Raw genomic sequence first — 20449 nt, forward strand, 5'->3', positions numbered from 1 at the left:
GCGCCGGGTCGTCGTCCCGTCAGGCCCCGTCCAGGGTCTCCAGCAGCGCCGCCAGGAACTCCTTCGGCCGCTCCAGGTGCACGGTGTGCCCGGCGCCCTCGACGACCACCTCGCGCACCCGTCCGCCGGCGGCGGCGTAGCGGTCGAGGACGGCGCGGGTCTGCGCGACCATCGGCTGCGCCGGGCAGGCCTCGGCGCCGGGCCAGCCCGGGACGGCGCCGAGCGACCCCAGGTGGGCGAGGTCGAAGAGCGAGGTGTCGGAGACGATCACGTCGGCCGAGCCGCGGATCCACAGGATCGGCGGCTTCGGTTCGACCAGCTCCAGGTCGTCGATCCGGAAGTGGGTCGGCGCCATGGAGTTGAGCACTCCCCGCCCGCCGGGCGCGGAGCCCGGCCAGGTGTCGCTCGGCCGGACGTCGCCGGGGTAGTGGTCCTCCCCGGTCCGGGTGGTCAGCATGGCGGCCACGTAGCGGTCCGGATCGGCGAGCGGCTCGCTGACGTAGGCGGTGTCCAGCACCGAGCGCGGCGCGAACGGCGACCCGGCGCCCGGTTCGCCCTCGCCCAGCAGCCGGACGAACTCGGGAGCCGCGCCGCCGGCGCCGGAGCCCGCGCCGTCGGGCGAGTTGAGCCTGCCGTCCACCCCGTGGGTGCCGCCGAAGCCGTACGGGGAGACCGGGTTGACCAGGGTGAGCGAGCGGACCAGTTCCGGGTGGTCGCGCAGCAGTTGCAGCGCCACCCCGCCGCCCATGCTCCAGCCGACCAGGTGCACCGGGCCGAGGGCCAGCGTCCGGAGGAAGGAGAGCAGGTCCTCGCTGTGGTCGCGCAGGCCGCGGGTGGCGTCCACCGGCAGCGGCTCGGTGCCGCCGAAGCCGCGCAGGTCGGGGGCCAGCGGACGGAAGCGGTCGGGCAGGGCGGCCATGGTCGGGTGCCAGAAGACACCGGAGGAGACGTTGCCGTGCACCAGGACGACGGGCTCGCCCGTCGTGCGGCCCTCGATCTCGGCGTGGTTCACGGTCAGCCGGCCGGTGGCCGTCGGTCGATCGGTGATCATCGGGCGTGTTCCTCAGTTCAGCCAGCCGGCGACCTGCGCGTTCGCCGCGCCGTCCCAGCCGAGTTGCAGGTGGTTGGCGAGGGTGATCAGCGCGGTGCCGCCGACGGTGGCGATGCCGGTGGTGTCCAGCGCGCTGGCCACGAAGACCACGCCGTCGCTGGGGCCGCGGTTCTCGTTGAAGATGCCGACGACGCTGGGCGCGCCGCCCGCCATCAGGTAGGTCGTCACCGAGGCGGGCACCCCGGCCTGGTGCAGCGGGGCGATCAGCGAACCGGCGTTGATCGCGGCCTGGATGCCGCCGCCCTCGGTGTAGAAGCCCTGACCGCCGTGGTAGGTGGTGTACCAGTCCTGCTGGGTCTGGTCGATGCCGAAGACCGAGTCCCAGCGGGCCAGCATCTGCCGCTGCCCGGGGTAGACGTCGTAGCCGCCCGAGGGGGCGAAGGAGAACTCCGGGTGCGCGGTGTAGGTGCCGTAGCAGGTCATCCGCAGGTGCGGCGCGGGGGCGTTGACCTGGCCGCCGCACTGCGGCCAGATGGAGAAGTCGTGGGCCCAGCCGTGGGCGAAGGGGTAGTCGTAGCCGCCGTTCGGGCCGCCGACGGTGACCAGCTTGCGCACGTCGCCCGCGAACGGGCGGCCCCAGGAGGGCTTGACCGAGGAGACGTAGGAGCGGGCGGACATCTCGCCCTTGCTCCAGCCCACCACGTCCACCTGGGGGACGCCGAGCTTGGCGCGGATCAGCGCGACGGCGTCGCCGACCGCCTGGGCCTGCATCAGGTTGTCGCCCTGCTTGTGCGCGAAGCCGACCGCGAAGACCCGGTAGCCGCGCCCGGACAGGTACTGCATCAGGCCGGTGTTCGGACAGGAGAGGGAGCCGCAGCCGTAGCCGCCGCTCTCGCCGGGGTTGGCCCAGGCCCGGTCGGGGTTGTCGTTGGCGCCGTGCACCAGCAGCACCGGGACCTGGTGCGCGCCGGTGTTCCAGCCCGGGGCGGAGTAGAGCAGGAAGCGGCCGGAGTAGGGCTGCTTGACGCCGCCGAAGAAGGTGAGCCGCTGGCCGTCCTGGTTGCCGCGGCCGTCCGGCGGGTACTGCTCCTGCTTGAAGCCGGTCGTGGTGTCGAGGTAGCGCTCGACGCGGTCCCAGCCGTTGGCGACACTGCCGTAGGTCGCCTCCAGCGTCAGGTAGGACGGCACCGCCGCCGAAGCGGACCCCGACGGGACGACCGCGCCGATCAGCGCGAGCACGCTCGCGAGCAGCCAGCCGAAGCCCCTGCGCCTACCACGTCCGCTTCCCCACATGCCGCGTTCACTCCTCCACGCCGAGGTCCAGTGCGTGCGTGACACCCTAGGAACGGCGCGGCCGTCCCCCTATGGCGGCGGCACCCACCTCGGGCGTCACGGTGTGGGGGTCGGCCACATGGTCAGGAGCGGCCGGCCGGGGCGGTGGACCGTCCGGCGGAGCTCTGCCGGGCGAGTGGCGGGACGTGCGGCGCTGCCGCGCCCCTGCCGAGTGCCGCCATCACCTCGCGAAGCTGGGCGAGGGGCTCCGGGCCGCAGACCCGGAGCACCACCGTCTGCGCGCCCGCCTCCCCGAGCGCGTGCAGCGCCGCCGCCGCCTCGGCCGCCGTACCGCCCGCCGCGAACGTCGCGGCCTCGTCGCGCCCCAGCCACTGCGCGTGTCCGGCGACGGCCTCCCGCAGCGCGGGGGCCGCAGCCGCTCCCACGCCGAGGAAGGTGAAGACGGTGACCGTGTGGTCCGCGCCGGCGCCGCCGCGCTCCGCGGCCGCGCGGACCGCGAGCAGGTCCCGCGGACCGTGGCCCTCGGCCACCAGCGTGCCCTGCGCGGCACGGCCGGCCAGCTCCAGGGACTTGGGCGAGACGACGCCCGCGATCACCGGGGGAACCGCGTCCTTCGCCGGCGGGTGGACCAACTGCACGCCGTCGAGCCGCAGTTCACGCCCGTCCACGGTGACGCGCTCGCCGCGCAGCAGACCGCGCACCGCGGTGAGGGCCTCCTCCAGCAACGCCAACGGCGACCGCGGGGCCACGCCGGCCTGACGCATCCACTCCCGCACCCCGTGGCCGATCCCGGCCACCAGCCGACCGGGGAAGACCCGGGCCAGGGTGGCCACCTCCATCGCCAGCAGCGCGGGACTGCGCAGCGGCGCGGGCGCGATCCCGATGCCGACCCGCAGCCGTTCGGTCGCCCCGAGCGCGACCGCCGCCGCCGAGACCCCGCCGTTCCACCCCAGGTCCTCGACGACCCACAGGTCGTCCGCCCCCAGCGCCTCGGCCTCCCGCGCGAAGGCGGGCAGCCCGGCGGGGTCCCAGGAGCGGTCGAACATCACACCGATACGAAAGGCCGTCATGACCGGTCAACCTACCTCCCCGCACCGCCCGGGCGCAGGGGGCGGCTCCGGCTCGGGGGAGGGCGTGCGGGTGGGAGCTCCGCGCTCCCGCGCGCTGCACGGGGTCGCGGGTGAGGCGCGCAGCGGCACGAGCGCCCGGGTATCGGGAAGTGGGAAGCGGACGGTCTCGGGAGGTTCTGTGAGCGAGCAGGAAGCGTCACCGGTCTCGATCTTCTACCGCCGTGACGGCCTCGGGCCCGGCGCGGCGCTGGGGGAGGCCCAGCGAGGGGAGCCGGTGCAGCGGGTCCGGGACTTCTGGCTGCACCGGGTCGGCGAGTTCTGGCTGGTCACCCGGCACGCGGACGTGCGGCGCGTGCTGGCCGACCAGGAGACCTTCGCGATGTACGACCCGGACCGTGCCCCGGTGCTGCCGAACGAACTCCTCAACATGGACCCGCCGGAGCACACGCGGCTGCGCCACGTCCTGACGCCGGAGTTCACCGGGAGGCGGATCCGCGCGCTGGAGCCGATGATCCGCACCCTGGTCGGCGAGCTGGTCGACGCCATGGAGGCACGCGGGCCGGAGGCGGACCTGATGGCCGACTTCGCCCTGCCGCTGCCGCTCGGGGTGATCTGCGCGATGCTCGGCGTGCCCGGCCTCGACCAGGCGGAGTTCCACCGCTGGTCCCGGGTCACGCTGGACCTCGGGCTCCCCATGGAGGAGCGGCTCGCGGCCGGCCGGGAGTCGCACGCGTACATGGCCTCGCTGGTGGCGGAGAAGCGGCGCAGCCCGGACGAGGGGATGATCGGCATGCTGGTGCGGGAGCACGGCGGCGCGGTGTCGGACGCCGAACTGGTCGGCGTCTGCGAGCTGTTGCTGCTGGCCGGCCACGTCACGGTGTCCAATACGATCGGGCTGGGCGTGCTCGCCCTGCTGTCGCACCCGGAGCAGGCCGACCGGCTGCGCGAGGCCGGCGAGGGCGATCCGGTGGTCGACACCGCCGTCGAGGAACTGCTGCGCTACCTGTCCGTGTCCAGCACCGCGCTGGCCCGGACCGCCCGGTGCGACACCGAGATCGGCGGTGTGCCGGTCAAGGCCGGGGACCAGGTCGTCTGCCAACTGCCGGTGGCCAACCGCGACCCGGCGCTCGGCACCGGGATGGAGCGCCTCGACATCGAGCGCAAACCCGTGTCGCACGTGACCTTCGGGCACGGCCCGCACCACTGCCTCGGCGCACCGCTGGCCCGCGCCGAACTGCGCATCGCGCTGCCCGCGCTGCTGCGGCGGCTGCCCGGCCTCGCACTCGCGTGCCCGGCCGGGGAGGTGCCCTACCGCGTCAACAACGAGGTCTACGGCCTGCACGCGCTGCCCGTCACCTGGTGACCACCCGGCCCGCCCGGCGGCGCGGCCGTCGCCGTCAGGTCTCCACCACCCAGTGGTTGCTGCGGATGGCCCGGTCGGCGAACACCACGTCCCGCTCGCCCAGGAACCGGAAGCCGAGGGCGCGGCAGATGCCGTTGGACGGGGCGTTCCCGGTCGCCGGGTACGCGTGCACCGGCCCCCAGCGGCCGTCCTCCCGGGCCAGCCCCAGCAACGCGCCGACGGCCCGCTTGCCGAGCCCCCGCCCCTGGAACTCCGGCAGCACCATCCACCCGATCTCGGAGACCCGCGCGCCGTCCTCCCCGTGCGCCCACAGGGTCACGCTCCCCGCGACCACCCCGGGCGCCGCCGCGTCGGGCACGATCATCTTGATCCAGTCCGCGTCCGCCGCCGCCCGCCGGACGTCACGACCCACCTTCGCCGCCATCCCCTCCCGGGGCAGCGGCCCGCCCAACCCGGCCATCATGACCGGGTCGCAGCGCATCCGGACGTAGGCGTCGACGTCGCCGTACCCGACATCGCGAAGCAGCATGCGGTCCCCCTCGTCCGTGTCCACCCGCCCACACCGTAGCTCCGTCCCCGTTCTCCGGGGAGTCCGTCCGGTGCGCCGTCCGCAGCGGGCCCGACCCCTCCGCTGCGCCAGGCCCTCCGCACCGACAGTGCCACGGCATGCCGACAGGTGATCACACGTCCGGCGGGACCTCGGCACGGGTGTGGCCGAGGTCCCCGGGTTCAGTGGCCGGGGCGGGGTGGGCGGCGGCGGGGTGGGGGTGGCAGGGCGGTGCGGTCGGCCTTGCCGTGGGCGGTGGTGGGGATCGCGGTGAGCGGGACGACGCGGGCGGGGACCATGTGCTCGGGCAGGTGCTCGGCGAGGTGGCCGCGCAGGACGGCCTCGTCGAGCTCGTCCGGGGCGCCGGCGGCCGGGACGGCGTAGGCGACCAGGGTGCGGCCGTCGCGGAGGGCCGCGATGGCGTCGCGGACCCGGGGGTGGCGGCGCAGGGTGGCCTCGATCTCGCCGAGTTCGACGCGCTGGCCGCGGATCTTCACCTGGGTGTCGATCCGGCCGAGGTAGTCGAGGTGGCCGGTCGGCGACCAGCGGGCCAGGTCCCCGGTGCGGTAGACCCGTTCGGTGCGGCCGGCGATCGGCAGTTCGACGAAGCGTTCGGCGGTGAGGTCCGGGCGGCCCGCGTAGCCGCGGGCCAGGGATGGGCCGGCGAGCAGGAGTTCACCGGGGACGCCGACGGGGGCGAGGCCGCCGGACTCGTCGACGACGTAGGCGCGGACGTTGGAGAGCGGGCGGCCGATCGGCACCAGGTCCCCGTCCTCGTGGGGCCGGCAGTGCCAGCCGGTGACGTCGATGGTGGCCTCGGCCGGTCCGTACATGTTGTGCACCGCGGCCTGCGGCAGGGCGGTGGTCAGGGTGTTGGCGAGTGCGGGCGGCAGGGCCTCGCCGCCGCACAGCACCGTGCGGAGGGTGGTGCAGAGGCCGGCTCCGGGCTCGGTGGCGAACAGGGCGAGCATCGACGGCACGAAGTGGACCATGGTGACCTCGTGCCGCCGGATCAGCTCGACCAGGGCCTGCGGGTCGCGGTGGGCGTCCGGCGGTGCGACGGCCAGGGTGGCGCCCGCCAGGAAGGCGAGCAGGAGTTCCCAGATGGAGACGTCGAAGGTGTACGGGGTCTTCTGCAGCAGGACGTCGGAGGGGCCGAGCCGGTGCCGCTCCAGCATCCCGGCGAGCCGGTTCGCGAGGGCGGCGTGGGTCAGTTCGACGCCCTTGGGCTCGCCGGTGGAGCCGGAGGTGAAGATGACGCAGCAGAGGCCGTCGACGACGGCGGGCTCCGCACGGTGGTGGCGCCAGTCGAGCGGGGCCCGGGCGTCATCAGGGGGGCCGGTCAGCGGGAGGACCGGGACCGGGCGCCCGTCCGGCAGGGGCGGCGCGGTGCCGTCGGTGAGCAGCAGGGCCGCCCGGGTGGATTCCAGCATGGCGCGCAGCCGGACCGGCGGGTGCTGCGGGTCCAGCGGGACGTACGCGGCGCCGGAGAGCAGGATCCCGAGGACGGCGGTGACCATCGCGGGGCCGCGGCGGGCGGACAGGCCGACCACCGCGCCGGGGCCGATGCCCCGGGCGGTGAGCCGGCCGGCCAGGGCGGCGGCGTCGTCGAGGAGCCGGCGGTAGGTGAGGACGTCGTCCCCGTACCGCAGGGCGGTCGCGTCGGGCGTGCGGGCGGCCTGGCGGCAGATCGCCTCGTGGACGGGGGTGCGCGGGGCGGGTGTCGGGTCGGGGTTGAAGCCGAGCAGGGTCGGCAGGTCGGTGCGGGCGCTCATCCGGCCACCACCTCCAGCGCCTGGGCGGCGATCGCGCGCGGGGTCGGGGAGCCGGCGAGGGCGGCGATGTCGATCGGGGCGTCGAGTGCGCGCTGGACCTGGGAGATCATCCGGATGAAGAGCAGGGACTCCCCGCCGAGGGCGAAGAAGTCGGAGTCGGCACCGATGTCGGGGACGCCCAGCAGGGTCCGCCAGATGGCGAGGACCTGTCCGAGCGGCGTGTCCACGGCGCCGTCGGCGTCGGCGGAAGGGGCGGTGGGGGAGGGGGCGGTGGCAGGACCGGAGGGCGCGGAGCCGTCGAGCCAGTGCCGGGTGGCGGCGAAGGGGTGGGTGGGCAGCGCGGTCCGGGCGGCGGGGGCGCCGGCGCGGACGGCGGGCCAGTCCAGGTCGACGCCGTGCGCCCAGAGCTGTCCGAGGCCGTCGAGCAGGTCGGCGCGCCGGCGTTGCAGGGCGACCATGGCGGCGTGCCGGACCGCGGGGATCTGGCGGGCGCTGCCGATCAGTCCGGTGCCGGGACCGACCTCGACCAGGACCAGCCGGGCGCGGTCCGCGACGGCCTCCACCGCGGCCTGGTAGCGGACGGGACTGCGCAGCTGCCCGGCCCAGTAGCCGGCCGGGCGGACGCCGCCCACGGGCAACAGGCTGCCGTCGACGCTGCTGACCACCGGGACGGTGGCCGGGCGGGCCGGGACCCCCGCCGCCGTGGCACCGAGGGCGGTGGCGGCGTCGGCCATCATCCGGGAGTGGAAGGCGCGTTGGGCGGGCAGCGGCCGGTGCTGGACGCCCTCGGCCGCCAGCCGTTCACGCAGCCGGCCGATCTCGGCGACCGGGCCGGAGACCACGACGACCTCGGGGGCGTTGAACGAGGCGAGGTCCAGGGCGTCGAAGTCCGCGAGCAGGCGGCGGACCTCCGGCTCGGAGGCGAGGACGGCGACCATCCGGCCCTCGGGGGCCCGCTGCATCAGTGCCCCGCGTTCGGCCACCAGCCGCACCATCTCGTCGGGGGTGAGTTCCCCCGCGAGCGCGGCGGCGGCGAACTCGCCGACCGAGTGGCCGATCAGCGCCGCCGGCTTCACCCCGAGGGACAGCAGCAGCCGGCCGAGCGCGTACTCGTGCAGGGCCAGGGCGGGCTGGGTGAGGTCGGTGCGGTGGACCAGCCCGTGCGGGTCGTCGCCGAGCAGCAGTTCGCGCAGGTCGACGCCGAGCAGGCCGTGGACGTGGTCGGCGCCCCGGTCGAGGTCGGCGGCGTATCCCGGGAACCGGTGGTACGCCCAGGCGGCCATCCCGGGGGCCTCGGCGCCCTGGCCGGGGAAGAGCAGCACCACCTCGGGCCGGCGCAGCGCGGTGCGGCGGGGAGCGCGGGTCAGCGCCCGGGCGGCGGCGGCAGGTTCGCCGGCGACCACGGCGAGGCGGTGCGGGAAGTGCCGGCGGTGTTCGCGGCCGGTGACGGCGGCGTCCCGCAGCGGCAGGCCGGGCCGCTCGGCCAGGTGGTCGGCGAGTCGCCGGGCGGCGGTCCGCAGGGCGTCGTCGCTGCGGGCGGAGAGCACCAGCAGTTCGGGGCCCTCGGCCGGGGGCGGCGCCGGCTCGGCGGGCGGGGCCTCGGTGAGGACGACGTGGACGTTGGTGCCGCCGAGGCCGAAGGAGCTGACGGCGGCGCGCCGGGGCGTCCCTGGTGTGCCGGGCCAGTCGCGGGCGGCCGTGTCCACGGTGAACGGGCTTGCCGGGTCCAGCAGTTCGGCGCGCGGCCGGCCGACTCCGGCGAGCGGTGGGAGCCGCCGGGTGCGGAGCGCGAGGACGGCCTTGATCAGCCCGGCCACACCGGCGGCGGCGGACAGGTGGCCGATGTTCGCCTTGACCGAGCCGAGCGAGCAGCGGGCCGCGCCGGGCTTGAACACCTCGTGCAGAGCCACGAGTTCGATCGCGTCGCCGACCTCGGTGGCGGTGCCGTGGGCCTCCAGGTAGCCGACGGTCGCCGGGTCGACGCCCGCCGCGGCGTAGGCGCGGGTCAGCACGTCGACCTGGCCGGCCACGCCGGGCGCGGTGTAGCCGACCTTGGCGGCGCCGTCGTTGTTGATCGCGGAGCCGGAGATCAGGGCGTGCACCAGGTCGCCGTCCCGGCGGGCGTCCTCGGCGCGTTTGAGCGCGACCACGCCGACGCCGCTGCCGGGCACGGTCCCGTTGGCGGTGGCGTCGAACGGCCGGCAGCTTCCGTCCGGGGACATGATGCCCTTGGGCTCGTACTGGTAGCCGGACTGCTGCGGCAGCGCGAGGTAGGCGCCGCCGGCCAGGGCGGTGTCGCAGTCGCCGGTGCGCAGGCTCTGGCAGGCCAGGTGGACGGCGGCCAGCGAGGTGGAGCAGGCGCTCTGCACGGTGATCGCCGGACCGCCGAGGCCCAGCCGGTAGGCGATCCTGGTCGCCAGGTGGTCCTTCTCGTTGGCGAGCACCACGGAGAGCAGCCCGTCCGTCTCCAGGACGGCCGGGTCGGCCAGGACGTGCTGCTGGAGGTAGTAGTTGTAGCCCGCGCCGGCGAACACGCCGACCCGGCCCGGCGGGGCGTCGGTGATCAGGCCGCCCGACTCCAGGGCCTCCCAGGCGGTCTGCAGCAGCAGCCGGTGCTGCGGGTCCATCAGGTCGGCCTCGCGGGGAGGGATGCCGAAGAAGGCGGAGTCGAACAGCTCCGGGTCGGCCACGGTGCCGCGCACCGGGACGTAGCCGGGGTCGTCGAGCCGCGCGGCGGGGACGCCGGCCGCGAGCAGTTCCTCGCGGTCGAGGCGGCTGACGGTGATCCGGCCGGCCAGCAGGTTCGACCAGTAGGCGTCCAGATCGGCGGCGCCGGGGAACCGGCCGGCCATGCCGACGACGGCGATCTCCTGGCTCATCTGGGTGCTCCCGTGGTCGTCGGTACAGCCGTGGTCGTCGTGCGCAGGTGTGCGGCCATGGTCCGCACGGTGGGGAAGCGGTAGAGGTCGGTCAGCGGGATCGGCCGGCCGCCCAGCTGCTCCTGGAGCCGGCGGCGGACCAGGGCGACGCCCAGCGAGTCGCCGCCGACGTCGAAGAAGCCCTCGTCGGTGTCGAAGTCGTCGGTGCCGAGCACTCCGGCCCAGATCCCCGAGATCAGCTCCTCCAGATCGGCGGCGAGGGCGGGGACCGGGGAGGGGGCGGCGGCGGGAGCAGGGGCGTACATCGCGGCGAGGGCGCGCAGGTCGACCTTGCCGTTGCGGTCCAGCGGGAAGGCGTCCACGGCGAGCCAGCGCTGAGGGCGCTCGTAGGGGGCGAGCCCGGGTTCGACGGCGGCGCGGACCGCGTCGAGCAGGTCGGCGGGCGCCTTGACGGCCGCGCACAGCCGTCCGTCGGCGGCGAACACCACGGCGTCCAGGACGCCGGGCCGCTCGCGGATGCGGCGTTCCACGTCGACCGGTTCGACCCGGTGGCCGGCGATCTTCAGCTGGCGGTCGGCGCGGCCGAGGAAGCGCAGCCGTCCGTCGGCGCCCCAGCGGACCAGGTCGCCGGTGCGGTACTCGCGTTCGCCGGAGTGCCCGGTGAACGCCGCGGCGGTGCGCTCCGGGTCGCCGAGGTAGCCGTCGGCGAGGCCGGCGCCGGTGGTGCGCAGTTCGCCGACGGCGCCGGGCGGTACGGGGCGGCCGGCGTCGTCCGTGATCCGGACGCCGGTGCCGTGCACGGGTGTGCCGATCGGGAACGGGTCGGGCACCTCGTGGGCGCCGTCGGCGTGGCAGACGGTGGTGAAGGTGGTGTTCTCGGTCGGCCCGTAGCCGTTGGTGACGCGCAGTCGGCCGCACCGCCGCAGGACCCGGCGGACGTGGTCGGGCGAGACCACGCCGCCGCCGGTGAACAGCTGGCGCAGGCCGGCGAACGCCTCCGGCCGGTGGTCGGCGACCAGGTGGAACAGGCCGGAGGTGAGCCAGGCGTGGGTGGTGCGGGAGGCGGGGAGGAAGTCGGCCAGGCCGGCGGGGGTGGGCTCCACGGGCGGGTGGACGACCACCGTGGCGCCGGTGGCGAGCGGCACCAGCAGCTCCAAGGTGGAGGCGTCGAACGCCAGCGGGGAGAGCCGCAGCATCCGCGCCCCGGCCGGGTGGGCGAACAGCCGGCCGTCGTCGGCCAGCCGCAGCACCGCCCGGTGCGGGACCACGATGCCCTTGGGGTCACCGGTGGTGCCGGAGGTGAAGGAGATGTAGGCGGCCGCGCCGGGTCCGGCCGGCGCCCCGGTCCGGAGCGGGGCGGGCGCGGCGTCGGCTGCGGTGTCGGATGCGGGGTCAGGGGGTGGGCAGCGGGGGACGGCGGCGAGGGCCGGGTCGTCCGCGGCGCCCCCGATGCGGGCGGCCGGGGCGACGGCCTCGGCGATCCGGCTGCGGCGGTCGGCGGGGACGGTGGGGTCGACGGCGACGTAGGTGGCGGGCAGGCTCAGCACGCCGAGCACGGCGACGGCCTCGGCGGCCGAACGCGGCACCTCCAGCACCACCCGGTCGCCGGGTCGGACACCGAGGGCGCGCAGCCGGTCTGCCTGGGTGAGGGCCTGGGAGTGGAGTTGACGATACGTCAGAATGGTTCCGCTGTACGGGTCGTCGACGGCGACCGCGTGGGGCTGCTGCGCGGCCTGCCGCTCGAACCGGGTCCACAGGTCGTCGTCGCCACCGGTGGACTCGCCGCTCCGGCCGAGCTGCCGGAGCCTTCGCCGCTGTCCGGCGGAGAGCCCGGCGACCTCGCCGAGCGGGGCGTCCGGCCGGGCGGCGAGTTCGGCGAGGACGCTCCGGAAGGACTCCGTGAGCTCGCCGATGTCGGATGCGTCCTGCGCCGAAGTCGCGTACTCCACGGCCAGTCTGGGCCGCCGCGACCAGTCCTGGACGAACAGCACGGCGTCGAAGACGGAGCCGTGGCAGTGGCCCTCGTGCACCCGCCATTCCCCGTCCTCGGTGCCGAACCGGTCCGGGACCAGGTCGTGGTGGGCGGCGAAGCCGAGCTGGGCGACCGGGTTGCGGGCGGCGTCGACCTCGCCGGCGAGTGCGCCGACCACCCGGGCGAAGGGCAGGTCGGCGTCGCTGACGGCTTCGGCGAGCGCGGCCGCGGTGGCGCGTACGTAGGCGGTGCCGGTCTGGAGGTCCCCGGTCCGGCAGCGGACCGGGACGATCCGGGTGCACAGTCCGACGAGGTCGGCCATGCCGGCCTCGAACCGGCCGGAGGCGGCCACGCCGAGCAGCAGGTCCGCGGTTCCGGCGCGGCGGGCGGCGGCCAGGGCCCAGGCGGCGAGCAGCACGGAGGTGACGGTGGTCCGGGCGTGCCGGGCGAGCCGTTCCACGCCCTCGGCGACGGCGGGCTCCAGTTCGAACACCAGCCGTTCGCCGTGCCCGTCGGCCTCCTCGGCGCGGGGGCGGTCGGTGGGCAGGGTGGCGACCAGCGGGGCGCCGGCCAGCCGGGCGGTCACCCGCTCGGTGGCGGCGGCGAGTTCACCGGCGGCCTCCTTGGCGGCGAGCCGGGTGGCCGTCCACTCGGGGGACGGGGCGGCGGCGGGTAGCGCGGCGGGCCCGTCCTGGTAGAGGCGGGCGAACTCGCGCCACAGCACGCCGATGCTCCAGCCGTCGACCAGCGCGTGGTGCACCAGCACGGTGAGCAGGGTGCGTTCCCCCGCCCCGGTCGGTTCCCCCTCCTCGGTCGGTTCTCCCGCCTCGGTGCGGACGAACACCACCGGCGGTTCCTCGAAGGGGCGCAGCAGCTCGGCGGCGCGCCGCCCGTACAGCTCGTGGACGGCCCGGACCGGGTCCGTGCCGGCGGGCAGGCGCTGGTGCAGCAGCCGTGGGGTGCGCCCGGGCGGCAGCACGGTCCGGCGGGCGCCCCGGCCGTGCTCGTGGAACAGGGTGCGCAGCGACTCGTGCCGGGCGGTGAGCGCGCGCAGGGCGGCCTCGGTGCGGGCGGGGTCCAGCCCGCCGGGCGGCTCCAGCGTGAACATCAGGTGGTACGTCCGGTCGCGGCCGGCCAGGTGCGCGGCCAGCATGGCCTTCTGGCCCGGCAGCAGCTCCCGGTCGAGCGCTTCGGCGCCCTCCTCGCGGGGCGCGGGTTCGGTGCGGACGTAGTCGCGCGCCCCGGCCAGAGCCTCGGCCAGCGGGAGCGCGCCGAGCAGCCGGGCGACCTCGACGTCCCTGGCCAGTTCGCGCTGGCCGCCCGCGCTGAGCGCGATCGCCTGCAGCGAGGTGCCGCCCAGGGCGGTGAAGGACTCCCGCGGGGCGCGGCCCGCGACCTCCTCGGCCGGGAGGCCGAGGAGGTCGGCGGCCAGCGGGAGCCACTCGGCGAGCGGTCCGGCCGGGAGGGTCATGCCCGCCCACCTTCGGCGACCCGCTGCGGCCCGGCCTTCGCGGCGACGGCCAGCAGGTCGCCGAAGCGCGGGTTCTCCAGGACGTGGTTGAGCTCGACGGCGAGGCCGAGTTCCTGGCGGACCAGGGTGGAGAGCCGCAGGGCGCTGAGCGAGTGCCCGCCGAGGTCGAAGAAGTCGTCGTCCCGGTCGACGGCGTCCACGCCGAGGACCTCCATCCAGATCTGCTCGAACTCGGCGGCCCGTGCGGTGTCCAGGTGCTCGCTCATCACAGGTGCCTCTCCTTGGCCGTGGGGGGAATGTCGAGGTAGTGGCGGGTCGGGGCGAAGGGGTAGCCGGGGGCGGGGACCCGGCGCAGCCCCTCGTCGAGCGCGGGGTCCCAGGGCCCGCCGATGCCCATCTCCCAGAGCAGGCCGACCGAGGCGAGCAGCCGGTCGTAGCCGTTGGACAGCGGCGGCGGCTCGACGTCGACGTGCGGCAGCACCTGGGCGGAGATCTCCAGCCAGGCGGCCGGGTCGGGTCCGGTGGCGGGCGGGGCGAAGCTGCGGTCGTGCTCCTCGTGCAGCCGGACTGCCCAGTAGCCGGGGTCCACGGCCTGCTCGGTCGTGACCGGGGTGCCGTCCGGGGCGTACAGCGGGACGGCCGGCTCGGCGCAGCGCAGGCCGTCGGCGGGCCGGCCGAGGGTCAGGCCGATCGCGTCGGTGAAGTCCAGCACGCCCGCCGCGCAGGCCGCGGCGAGGGCGCCGACGCCCCGGCCGATCAGGGCGGAGGGGCGGACGCCGCGCCGTCGCAGCGCGTCGATCCAGGCCTGGGCGAGCGCGAAGCGGCCGGCCAGCTCCCGGGTCTCCAGGTCGGGCTCGCCGTCCGCGGTGCGCAGCGCGGCGTAGCCCCGGTCGACGATCTGCCGGAAGTGGGGGTCCAGGTTGTAGGTGTGCGGGCTGCCGGGCAGGCGGCCGCCGCCGGTGAGGAAGTAGCCGACGCCGCGTTCGGCGTGCTGCGCGGTGGCCCGGCGGACCGGGCGCAGCGGCTTGAACTCCTCGTCGGGCGTGCGGATCAGGCAGCCGCGCCAGGGCAGCACGGCCCGGCCGGTGCGCAGGGTGTAGCCGAGGTCGGGCAGGTCCGCGGCCGGCAGGCCGGCCAGGTGCTCGTCGATCCGGGCGAGGCTCTGTGTCGCGGACTCCTCGGTCTTGGCGGAGACCAGCAGCAGTTCGCTGCCCTCCCGGCGGCCGCGCCCGGTGCCGGGGACGGGCGGGGCCTCCTCCAGCACGACGTGGGTGTTGGTGCCGCCGATGCCGAAGGAGCTGACGCCGGCCCGGCGCACGCCGTCGATGGCCGGCCACTCGTGCGCCTCGGTGGGCACGTACAGCACCGACTTGTCGAGCTCCAGCGCGGGGTTGGCCTCGGTGAACCGGGCGACCGGGGGGATGGTGCGGTTCTTCAGGGCGAGGACGGTCTTGACCACGCCGACCACGCCGGCCGCGGTGTCCAGGTGGCCCATGATCGACTTCAGCGCGCCGAGCGCGACGGGCTGCCGCTCCGGGCGGTCGGTGTCGAAGACCGTACGCAGCGCGGAGACCTCGATGGGGTCGCCCAGGACGGTGCCGGTGCCGTGGGCCTCGACCAGGCCGATGGCGTCCGGTTCGAGTCCGGCGACGGCCAGCGCGGAGCGGATCGCGGTGGCCTGGCCCTCCGGTCCGGGGGCGGTGAAACCGGCCTTGCGGGCGCCGTCGTTGACGGCCGCGGTCCCGGCGATCACCGCGTGCACGGTGTCGTTGTCCCGGATCGCGTCCTCCAGCCGCTTGAGCACCAGGATGGCGCCGCCGTCGGCGTCCACCGTGCCCTGGGCCTGGCTGTCGAAGGTCCGGCAGCGGCCGTCGGGGGAGAAGATCCCGCCGGGCTCGTGGAAGTGGCCGCGCCGGGTGGGCGGCGCCACCGAGGCGGCGCCGGCCAGCGCGATGTCGGCCTCGTGGGTGAGGAGGCTCTGCACCGCCAGGTGGACCGCGACCAGCGAGGTCGAGCAGGCGGTCTGCACGGTGAAGGCGGTGCCCTGGAGGTTGAGCTTGTAGGCGATCCGGGTGGCGGCGAAGTCCTTGTCGCTGGAGATCAGGATCTGCAGGCCGCCGGCGGACTTCACCGCGCGGGCGTTGGGCCACAGCACGTCCAGCAGGTAGACGTTCAGCCCGGTGCCGACGTGCACGGCGATCCGGTTGCCGTCCGGGGCGATCGGCGGGTAGCCGGCGTGCTCCAGGGCGCTCCAGGCGCACTCCAGCAGCACCCGCTGCTGCGGGTCCATCAGGACGCTGTCCTGCGGGGAGTAGCCGAACAGTCGGCCGTCGAAGCGGTCGTAGTCGTCCAGCACGGAGCGGGCCGGGACGAAGTCGGGGTGGTCGATCACCTCGTCCGGGTAGCCCCAGCTGCTCAGCTGCTCGCGGTCGAAGAAGCTCATCGCCTCCACGCCGTGCTCGATGTTGTGCCAGAAGCGGTCCAGGTCCCGGCCGGCGCCGGGCAGCCGGATCCCCATCCCGATGATGGCGATCCGGTCCTCTCCCAGGTCGTCAGGCATGCTCGTCCCCTCTGCTCAGTCGCCGCCGGCGGGCGAGCTGTTCGCGGCCCTGCCGGCGTTGTGCGAGCCGTTGGTCGGCGGCCGGCGCGGTCGGCGCCGGCCGGAAGTGGGCGGCGCAGGCCGCCGCCGTGCCGAAGCGGAAGAGGTCGGTCACCGAGATCTCCAGGCCGATCTCCGCCATCCGCTGCTGCACCGTGATCAGGGCGAAGCTGTGTCCGCCCACGTCGAAGAAGTTGTCGCCCGGCTCCAGGTCGGGCCGGCGCAGCACCTCGGCCCAGAGCGCCCGGATCCGCTCGGTCAGCGAGTCGGCCGGCGAGCCGGCACCGGAGCGCACCGGGGCGGCGGGCGGCGCGGCCGCCGGCGCGGTGCGCTCGGCGAGCAGCCGGCGGGTGTCGACCTTGCCGTTGGCGTTCAGCGGGACGCGCTCCACCGGGACGATCCGGGAGGGCACCATGTACCCGGGCAGTTCGTCGCGGACCAGGGCGCGCAGCTCGCGCTCGCCGCCGAGGCCGGGGTCGGCCACCACGAAGGCGAGCAGTTCGTCCCCGTCGGCGGCGGCCACGCAGGACCGTACGCCGGCCTGGCGCAGGAACGCGGCCTCCACGTCGGCCAGTTCCACCCGGAAGCCGCGGACCTTGACCTGGCCGTCCTCCCGGCCGAGGTACACCAGCCGGCCGTCGGGCGCCCACTTGGCGAGGTCGCCGGTCCGGTACAGGGTGCCGGGGGCGTACGGGTCGGCGGCGAAGCGCTCGGCGGTCAGCTCGGGCATGCCGAGGTACCCGGCGGCGACCAGCTCGCCGCCGACGTACAGCTCGCCGGGCACGTTGATCCCGGTCGGCCGCTTCCGGGCGTCCAGCACGTAGCAGCGGGCGGAGGGCAGCGGCACCCCGATGTCGCCCTCCCGCGCCCCGCCGAGCCGGTCGGCCGGGACCTCGGCGACGGTGACGTGGATGGTGCCCTCGGTGATCCCGTACATGTTGACGAAGACCGCGGGCAGCCGCTCCGGGTCGACCAGTGAGGCCAGCCGCGACCAGCTGAGCGCCTCGCCCGCCAGCACCACGTACCGCACCGGGGACTTCTCCGGGCCGAGCGTGTCGAAGAACGGCGGCAGCACCCGGTACAGGGCGCCGGGGGTGAGGCTCAGCACCGTCACCCGCTCGGCGTGCACCAGCCGGGCCAGGCGCGGCGGGTCGACCAGGTCGGCCTGGTCGGCGATCACCAGGCGGGCGCCGGAGGAGAGCGCGCCCCACATCTCCCAGACCGAGACGTCGAAGGAGAAGGAGTGGGCGCCCAGCCAGCGGTCGCCGGGACCGGTCTCCAGACCGGCCGGGGTCGGGTCGCAGAGCGCGTCGAGGCCGCGGTGGCGGACCATCACGCCCTTGGGGACGCCGGTGGACCCGGAGGTGAAGATGAGGTAGGCGAGGTCGTCCGGTCCGGGCAGCGCCTCGGGCGCGGGCCGCGGGCCGTCCAGCGTCCGGGCGTCCAGCAGGGGCCGCTCCCCGGCCAGCTCGCGGGCCAGGTCGAGCGTCTCCGGTTCGACCAGCAGGACGGCGGGTGCGGCGCCCGCCAGGACCAGCTCCAGCCGCTGCCTCGGGTACTCGGGATCGAGCGGCACGTACACCCCGCCGGCCTTCCAGACGCCGAGGATCGCGGCGACCACGGCCGGCGAGCGGCCCAGCAGCAGGCCCACGTGCCCGCCCCTGGCGAGTCCGGCGGCGGCGAGCCCGGCGGCGATCCGGTCGGACCAGCCCTCCAGCTCGCCGTACGTCACCCGGGCACCCCGGTGCACCAGCGCCACCGCGTCCGGGGTGCGGGCGGCATGGCCGCGGAACGCGCCCAGCACCGAGGGGTGACCGGCGGGCCGCTCGGGCACGGGAGGGTTCCATCCGACGGTGAGCCGGTGGTGCTCCTGCGGCGAGACCGGGCCGGGCTCGCCGTCCTCGACGACCGTGGCCAGCAGGGTGTGGTACTGCTCCAGCAGCCGCTCGGCGGTGGCCCGTTCGAACAGCTCGGTGGAGTACTCGGCACGCAGGAACGGCGCCCCGGTCGAGACGTCCAGGGTCAGCGCGAGGTCGAACTTGGCGGCCTCGATCTCCACGTCCACCTCGGTGGTCCGCAGCCCCGCGAACTCCGGCACGGTGAAGGTGAAGTTCTGCACCGTCAGCATGGTCTGGAACAGCGGGGCGTGGCTGAGCTGCCGCTCCTCCCCGACGGCCCGCACGATCTGCTCGAACGGCACGTCCTGGTGGCCGAGCGCGCTCAGCGCGGTGCGCCAGGTGCGGGCGACCAGCTCGGCGAAGTCCGGGTCGCCGGACAGGTCGACCCTGATCGGCAGGGTGTTGACCAGGCAGCCGACCAGCCGCTCCTCGGCCTCGTCCAGCCGGTTGGCCACCGGGACGCCGATCACCACCTCCTGCTGGCGGGCGTACCCGGCCAGCACCCTGGCGTACGCCGTGAGCGCCACCCCGAACAGGGTGGTGCCGTGCTCCTTGGCCCAGGCGGTGAGCCGGCCGACCAGCTCCGGGTCGAGGGGCCGGCGCAGCACCGCGCCGGCGAAGCTCAGCACGCTCGGCCGGGGGTGATCGGTGTGCAGGGTCAGCTGAGGCGTGCCGGTCAGCAGTCGGCGCCAGTTCTCGAGCCGGCGGGTGTTCTTCGACCAGAGCGCCCGCTGCGCCTCGGCGTAGTCCAGGTAGCTGGGTCCGGCCGGTGCGCCCGACCCGGTGCCGTACTCCTCGGCCAGGTCGTCCAGCAGCAGGCCGACCGCCCAGCCGTCGCAGGCGATGTGGTGCACCAGGACGACCAGGGCGTGCTGCTCCCGGTCCCAGGAGAGGAGGTGGGCGCGCAGCACCCGGCCGCCGGCCAGGTCGAACGGGCGGGCGGCCTCGGCGGCCACCAGCTCGCGCAGCCGGGCGTCCTGCCCGGCGCGGTCGGCGGGGCCGCCGTCCCGCAGGGTGATCTCGGGCTCCGCGTCCTCGATCACCCGCTGGACCAGCTCGCCGTCGTGCAGGGCGAACCCGGTCCGCAGCACCTCGTGCTTGGCGGTCACCCGGCGCAGCGCGCCGCTCAGGGCGGCGCGGTCGAGGACGCCCTCCATGCGCAGCGCGAACGCCACCACGTAGGCGGGGTTGCCCGGCTGGAGTTCGTTGAGGAAGTAGAAGCGCTCCTGGGCGAAGGAAGCGCGTGCGGTGCGGGTCATACCGGTTCCTCCGTGTCCACGGCGGTGTCGTGCGCGGCGGCCAGGCCCGCCATCGCCTCGGCGCTGCGCCGGGCGGCCGGTCCGATGAGCAGCGCGGCGACGGCCATCAGCGCGGCGAGCGCCGCCCAGCCCCAGAAGCCCTGGGCGATGACCAGGCCGGAGAACAGCACCGGGCCGGCCACGTTCTGGGTCGCCACGTGCAGGTCGAAGGTGCCCAGGTACTCGCCCTCGGCGTGCTTGGGGGCGAGGCCGAGGGCCAGGCCCCAGGCGGAGGCGGACTGCATCACCTCGGCCACCGACAGGGCCAGCACGGTGGCGACGATCGCGGCCACCGCCAGCGCGGTGTGGTGCCAGACGGCGGTCAGCGACACCGCGAGGCAGCCGGCCGCGATCCACAGGCCGGCCCGGCGGCCGGTGGCGGCGGCGCCCTCCAGCGTCTCGGCGCCCTTGCTGGCCCGGACCTGGAAGAGGATCACGAACGCGGTGTTGAGCACCAGCAGCAGCGGGACCAGGAAGGGCCGCACCTCGGTCCGGTTGATCGTCCACAGTGGCAGCACCACCATCAGCAGGCTGATGTGCGAGGCCAGCAGCGCGGACACTCCGACGACGCTCAGGTAGCGCAGGTCGCGGATCGCGCCGAACGGCCGGGGGCGGCGGGCGGCGGAGCCGGGCGCGCCGGCCGGCAGCCGGGTCGCCAGGACGGCGGCGGCGCCGAGCAGGACCGCCGAGCCGACCGGGATCGCCACCAGCAGCCGGGGGCTGAGCGCGGCGAGCGCGGCGATCCCGATGCCGACACTGAAGCCGATGTTGAACATCGAGCGCATCATGGCGTTGAGCCGGACCCGCTCCCCGTCCGGGACGAGGGTGGCGACCATGGCGCTCTCGGTGGGGCCGGTGCCGTAGTCGAGGAAGGCGATCAGCACCACCAGGACGTAGAAGCCCGTTGCGTCGGAGACCACCGAGTACAGGCCGAACCCGAGCGCGACCGCCGCGAACAGCGCGCACAGCAGGGTCCGCTTGGGCATCCGGTCGGCGATCATGCCGAACAGGACGGAGGAGACCAGTCCCGCGAAGCCCGCCGCGGACAGGCCGATGCCGACCTGGGCGGCGGAGAGCCCGACGTGCAGGGTGAAGTAGACGACGCTGCCGCTGAGGAACACGCCCTTGCCGGTGGCCCCGGCGAAGCGGATGGCCAGCAGGCGGCGGCGCAGCGGGTCGGCGGGGACCAGCCGGGCGAGCCGGCCGGCGGGCACCGTGTCGTGGGCGCTCACG

General features: G+C 75.6%; 12 protein-coding genes. 1 reads left to right on the plus strand and 11 read right to left on the minus strand.

The features are described 5' to 3' along the window. Positions 1-19: 19 nt before the first annotated feature. The 3 genes from ACFU74_RS01510 to ACFU74_RS01520 form a co-directional block, all read right to left on the minus strand. A complete protein-coding gene (locus tag ACFU74_RS01510; RefSeq protein ID WP_380749980.1) occupies positions 20-1051 on the minus strand; it encodes an alpha/beta fold hydrolase in 1032 nt (343 codons plus the stop codon). Positions 1052-1063: 12 nt separating this feature from the next. Beyond that, positions 1064-2344 carry an esterase/lipase family protein gene (locus tag ACFU74_RS01515; protein WP_380749983.1) on the minus strand — a complete coding sequence of 427 codons (1281 nt, stop codon included), beginning with the start codon at positions 2342-2344 and terminating at the stop codon, positions 1064-1066. A gap of 122 nt (positions 2345-2466) precedes the next feature. Next, positions 2467-3414, minus strand: a complete 948-nt coding sequence (locus ACFU74_RS01520) for an LLM class flavin-dependent oxidoreductase (RefSeq protein ID WP_380749986.1) — start codon at positions 3412-3414, stop codon at positions 2467-2469. A 178-nt stretch (positions 3415-3592) separates the two neighbouring features. Here ACFU74_RS01520 and ACFU74_RS01525 point away from each other — a divergent pair, with 178 nt between their 5' ends. Further along, a complete protein-coding gene (locus tag ACFU74_RS01525) occupies positions 3593-4777 on the plus strand; it encodes a cytochrome P450 (protein ID WP_380749989.1) in 1185 nt (394 codons plus the stop codon). A gap of 34 nt (positions 4778-4811) precedes the next feature. On the opposite strand, the gene ACFU74_RS01530 is transcribed toward ACFU74_RS01525, so the two are convergent. From ACFU74_RS01530 to ACFU74_RS01565, 8 genes are all read right to left on the minus strand, one after another. Then, complete coding sequence (locus ACFU74_RS01530; protein WP_380749992.1) at positions 4812-5306, minus strand: GNAT family N-acetyltransferase; 495 nt, start codon at positions 5304-5306, stop codon at positions 4812-4814. Positions 5307-5506: 200 nt separating this feature from the next. After that, entirely contained in the window at positions 5507-7099 is a 1593-nt protein-coding gene (locus tag ACFU74_RS01535; protein ID WP_380749995.1) for an amino acid adenylation domain-containing protein, read from the minus strand. Next, entirely contained in the window at positions 7096-9978 is a 2883-nt protein-coding gene (locus tag ACFU74_RS01540) for a type I polyketide synthase (RefSeq protein ID WP_380749997.1), read from the minus strand. Before ACFU74_RS01540 ends, ACFU74_RS01535 begins: the two co-directional genes overlap by 4 nt. After that, positions 9975-13421: an amino acid adenylation domain-containing protein gene (locus tag ACFU74_RS01545; protein ID WP_380749999.1), complete on the minus strand. Its 3447-nt coding sequence runs from the start codon at positions 13419-13421 to the stop codon at positions 9975-9977. Before ACFU74_RS01545 ends, ACFU74_RS01540 begins: the two co-directional genes overlap by 4 nt. Continuing rightward, a complete protein-coding gene (locus ACFU74_RS01550; protein ID WP_380750002.1) occupies positions 13418-13687 on the minus strand; it encodes a phosphopantetheine-binding protein in 270 nt (89 codons plus the stop codon). The genes ACFU74_RS01545 and ACFU74_RS01550 overlap by 4 nt, the downstream gene beginning before the upstream one ends. After that, positions 13687-15981 (minus strand): beta-ketoacyl synthase N-terminal-like domain-containing protein, encoded by a 2295-nt coding sequence (locus ACFU74_RS01555; RefSeq protein ID WP_380750005.1) that lies wholly within the window; start codon positions 15979-15981, stop codon positions 13687-13689. Before ACFU74_RS01555 ends, ACFU74_RS01550 begins: the two co-directional genes overlap by 1 nt. After that, the gene (locus tag ACFU74_RS01560) at positions 15974-19177 is read right to left on the minus strand and encodes an amino acid adenylation domain-containing protein (protein WP_380750008.1); all 3204 of its coding nucleotides are present in this window, start codon (positions 19175-19177) and stop codon (positions 15974-15976) included. The genes ACFU74_RS01555 and ACFU74_RS01560 overlap by 8 nt, the downstream gene beginning before the upstream one ends. Further along, a complete protein-coding gene (locus ACFU74_RS01565; RefSeq protein WP_380750011.1) occupies positions 19174-20448 on the minus strand; it encodes an MFS transporter in 1275 nt (424 codons plus the stop codon). Before ACFU74_RS01565 ends, ACFU74_RS01560 begins: the two co-directional genes overlap by 4 nt. Position 20449: the final 1 nt, after the last annotated feature.

Source organism: Kitasatospora sp. NPDC057500, from assembly GCF_042802195.1.
Lineage (GTDB): Bacteria > Actinomycetota > Actinomycetes > Streptomycetales > Streptomycetaceae > Kitasatospora.

Excerpts from the sequence above, each read along its gene's own strand:
- ACFU74_RS01540 (WP_380749997.1), bottom strand. The coding sequence starts at position 9,978 with ATGAGCCAGGAGATCGCCGTCGTCGGCATGGCCGGCCGGTTCCCCGGC.
- ACFU74_RS01550 (WP_380750002.1), bottom strand. The coding sequence starts at position 13,687 with ATGAGCGAGCACCTGGACACCGCACGGGCCGCCGAGTTCGAGCAGATC.
- ACFU74_RS01545 (WP_380749999.1), bottom strand. The coding sequence starts at position 13,421 with ATGACCCTCCCGGCCGGACCGCTCGCCGAGTGGCTCCCGCTGGCCGCC.
- ACFU74_RS01560 (WP_380750008.1), bottom strand. The coding sequence starts at position 19,177 with ATGACCCGCACCGCACGCGCTTCCTTCGCCCAGGAGCGCTTCTACTTC.
- ACFU74_RS01510 (WP_380749980.1), bottom strand. The coding sequence starts at position 1,051 with ATGATCACCGATCGACCGACGGCCACCGGCCGGCTGACCGTGAACCAC.
- ACFU74_RS01530 (WP_380749992.1), bottom strand. The coding sequence starts at position 5,306 with ATGCTGCTTCGCGATGTCGGGTACGGCGACGTCGACGCCTACGTCCGG.
- ACFU74_RS01515 (WP_380749983.1), bottom strand. The coding sequence starts at position 2,344 with ATGTGGGGAAGCGGACGTGGTAGGCGCAGGGGCTTCGGCTGGCTGCTC.
- ACFU74_RS01520 (WP_380749986.1), bottom strand. The coding sequence starts at position 3,414 with ATGACGGCCTTTCGTATCGGTGTGATGTTCGACCGCTCCTGGGACCCC.
- ACFU74_RS01555 (WP_380750005.1), bottom strand. The coding sequence starts at position 15,981 with ATGCCTGACGACCTGGGAGAGGACCGGATCGCCATCATCGGGATGGGG.
- ACFU74_RS01535 (WP_380749995.1), bottom strand. The coding sequence starts at position 7,099 with ATGAGCGCCCGCACCGACCTGCCGACCCTGCTCGGCTTCAACCCCGAC.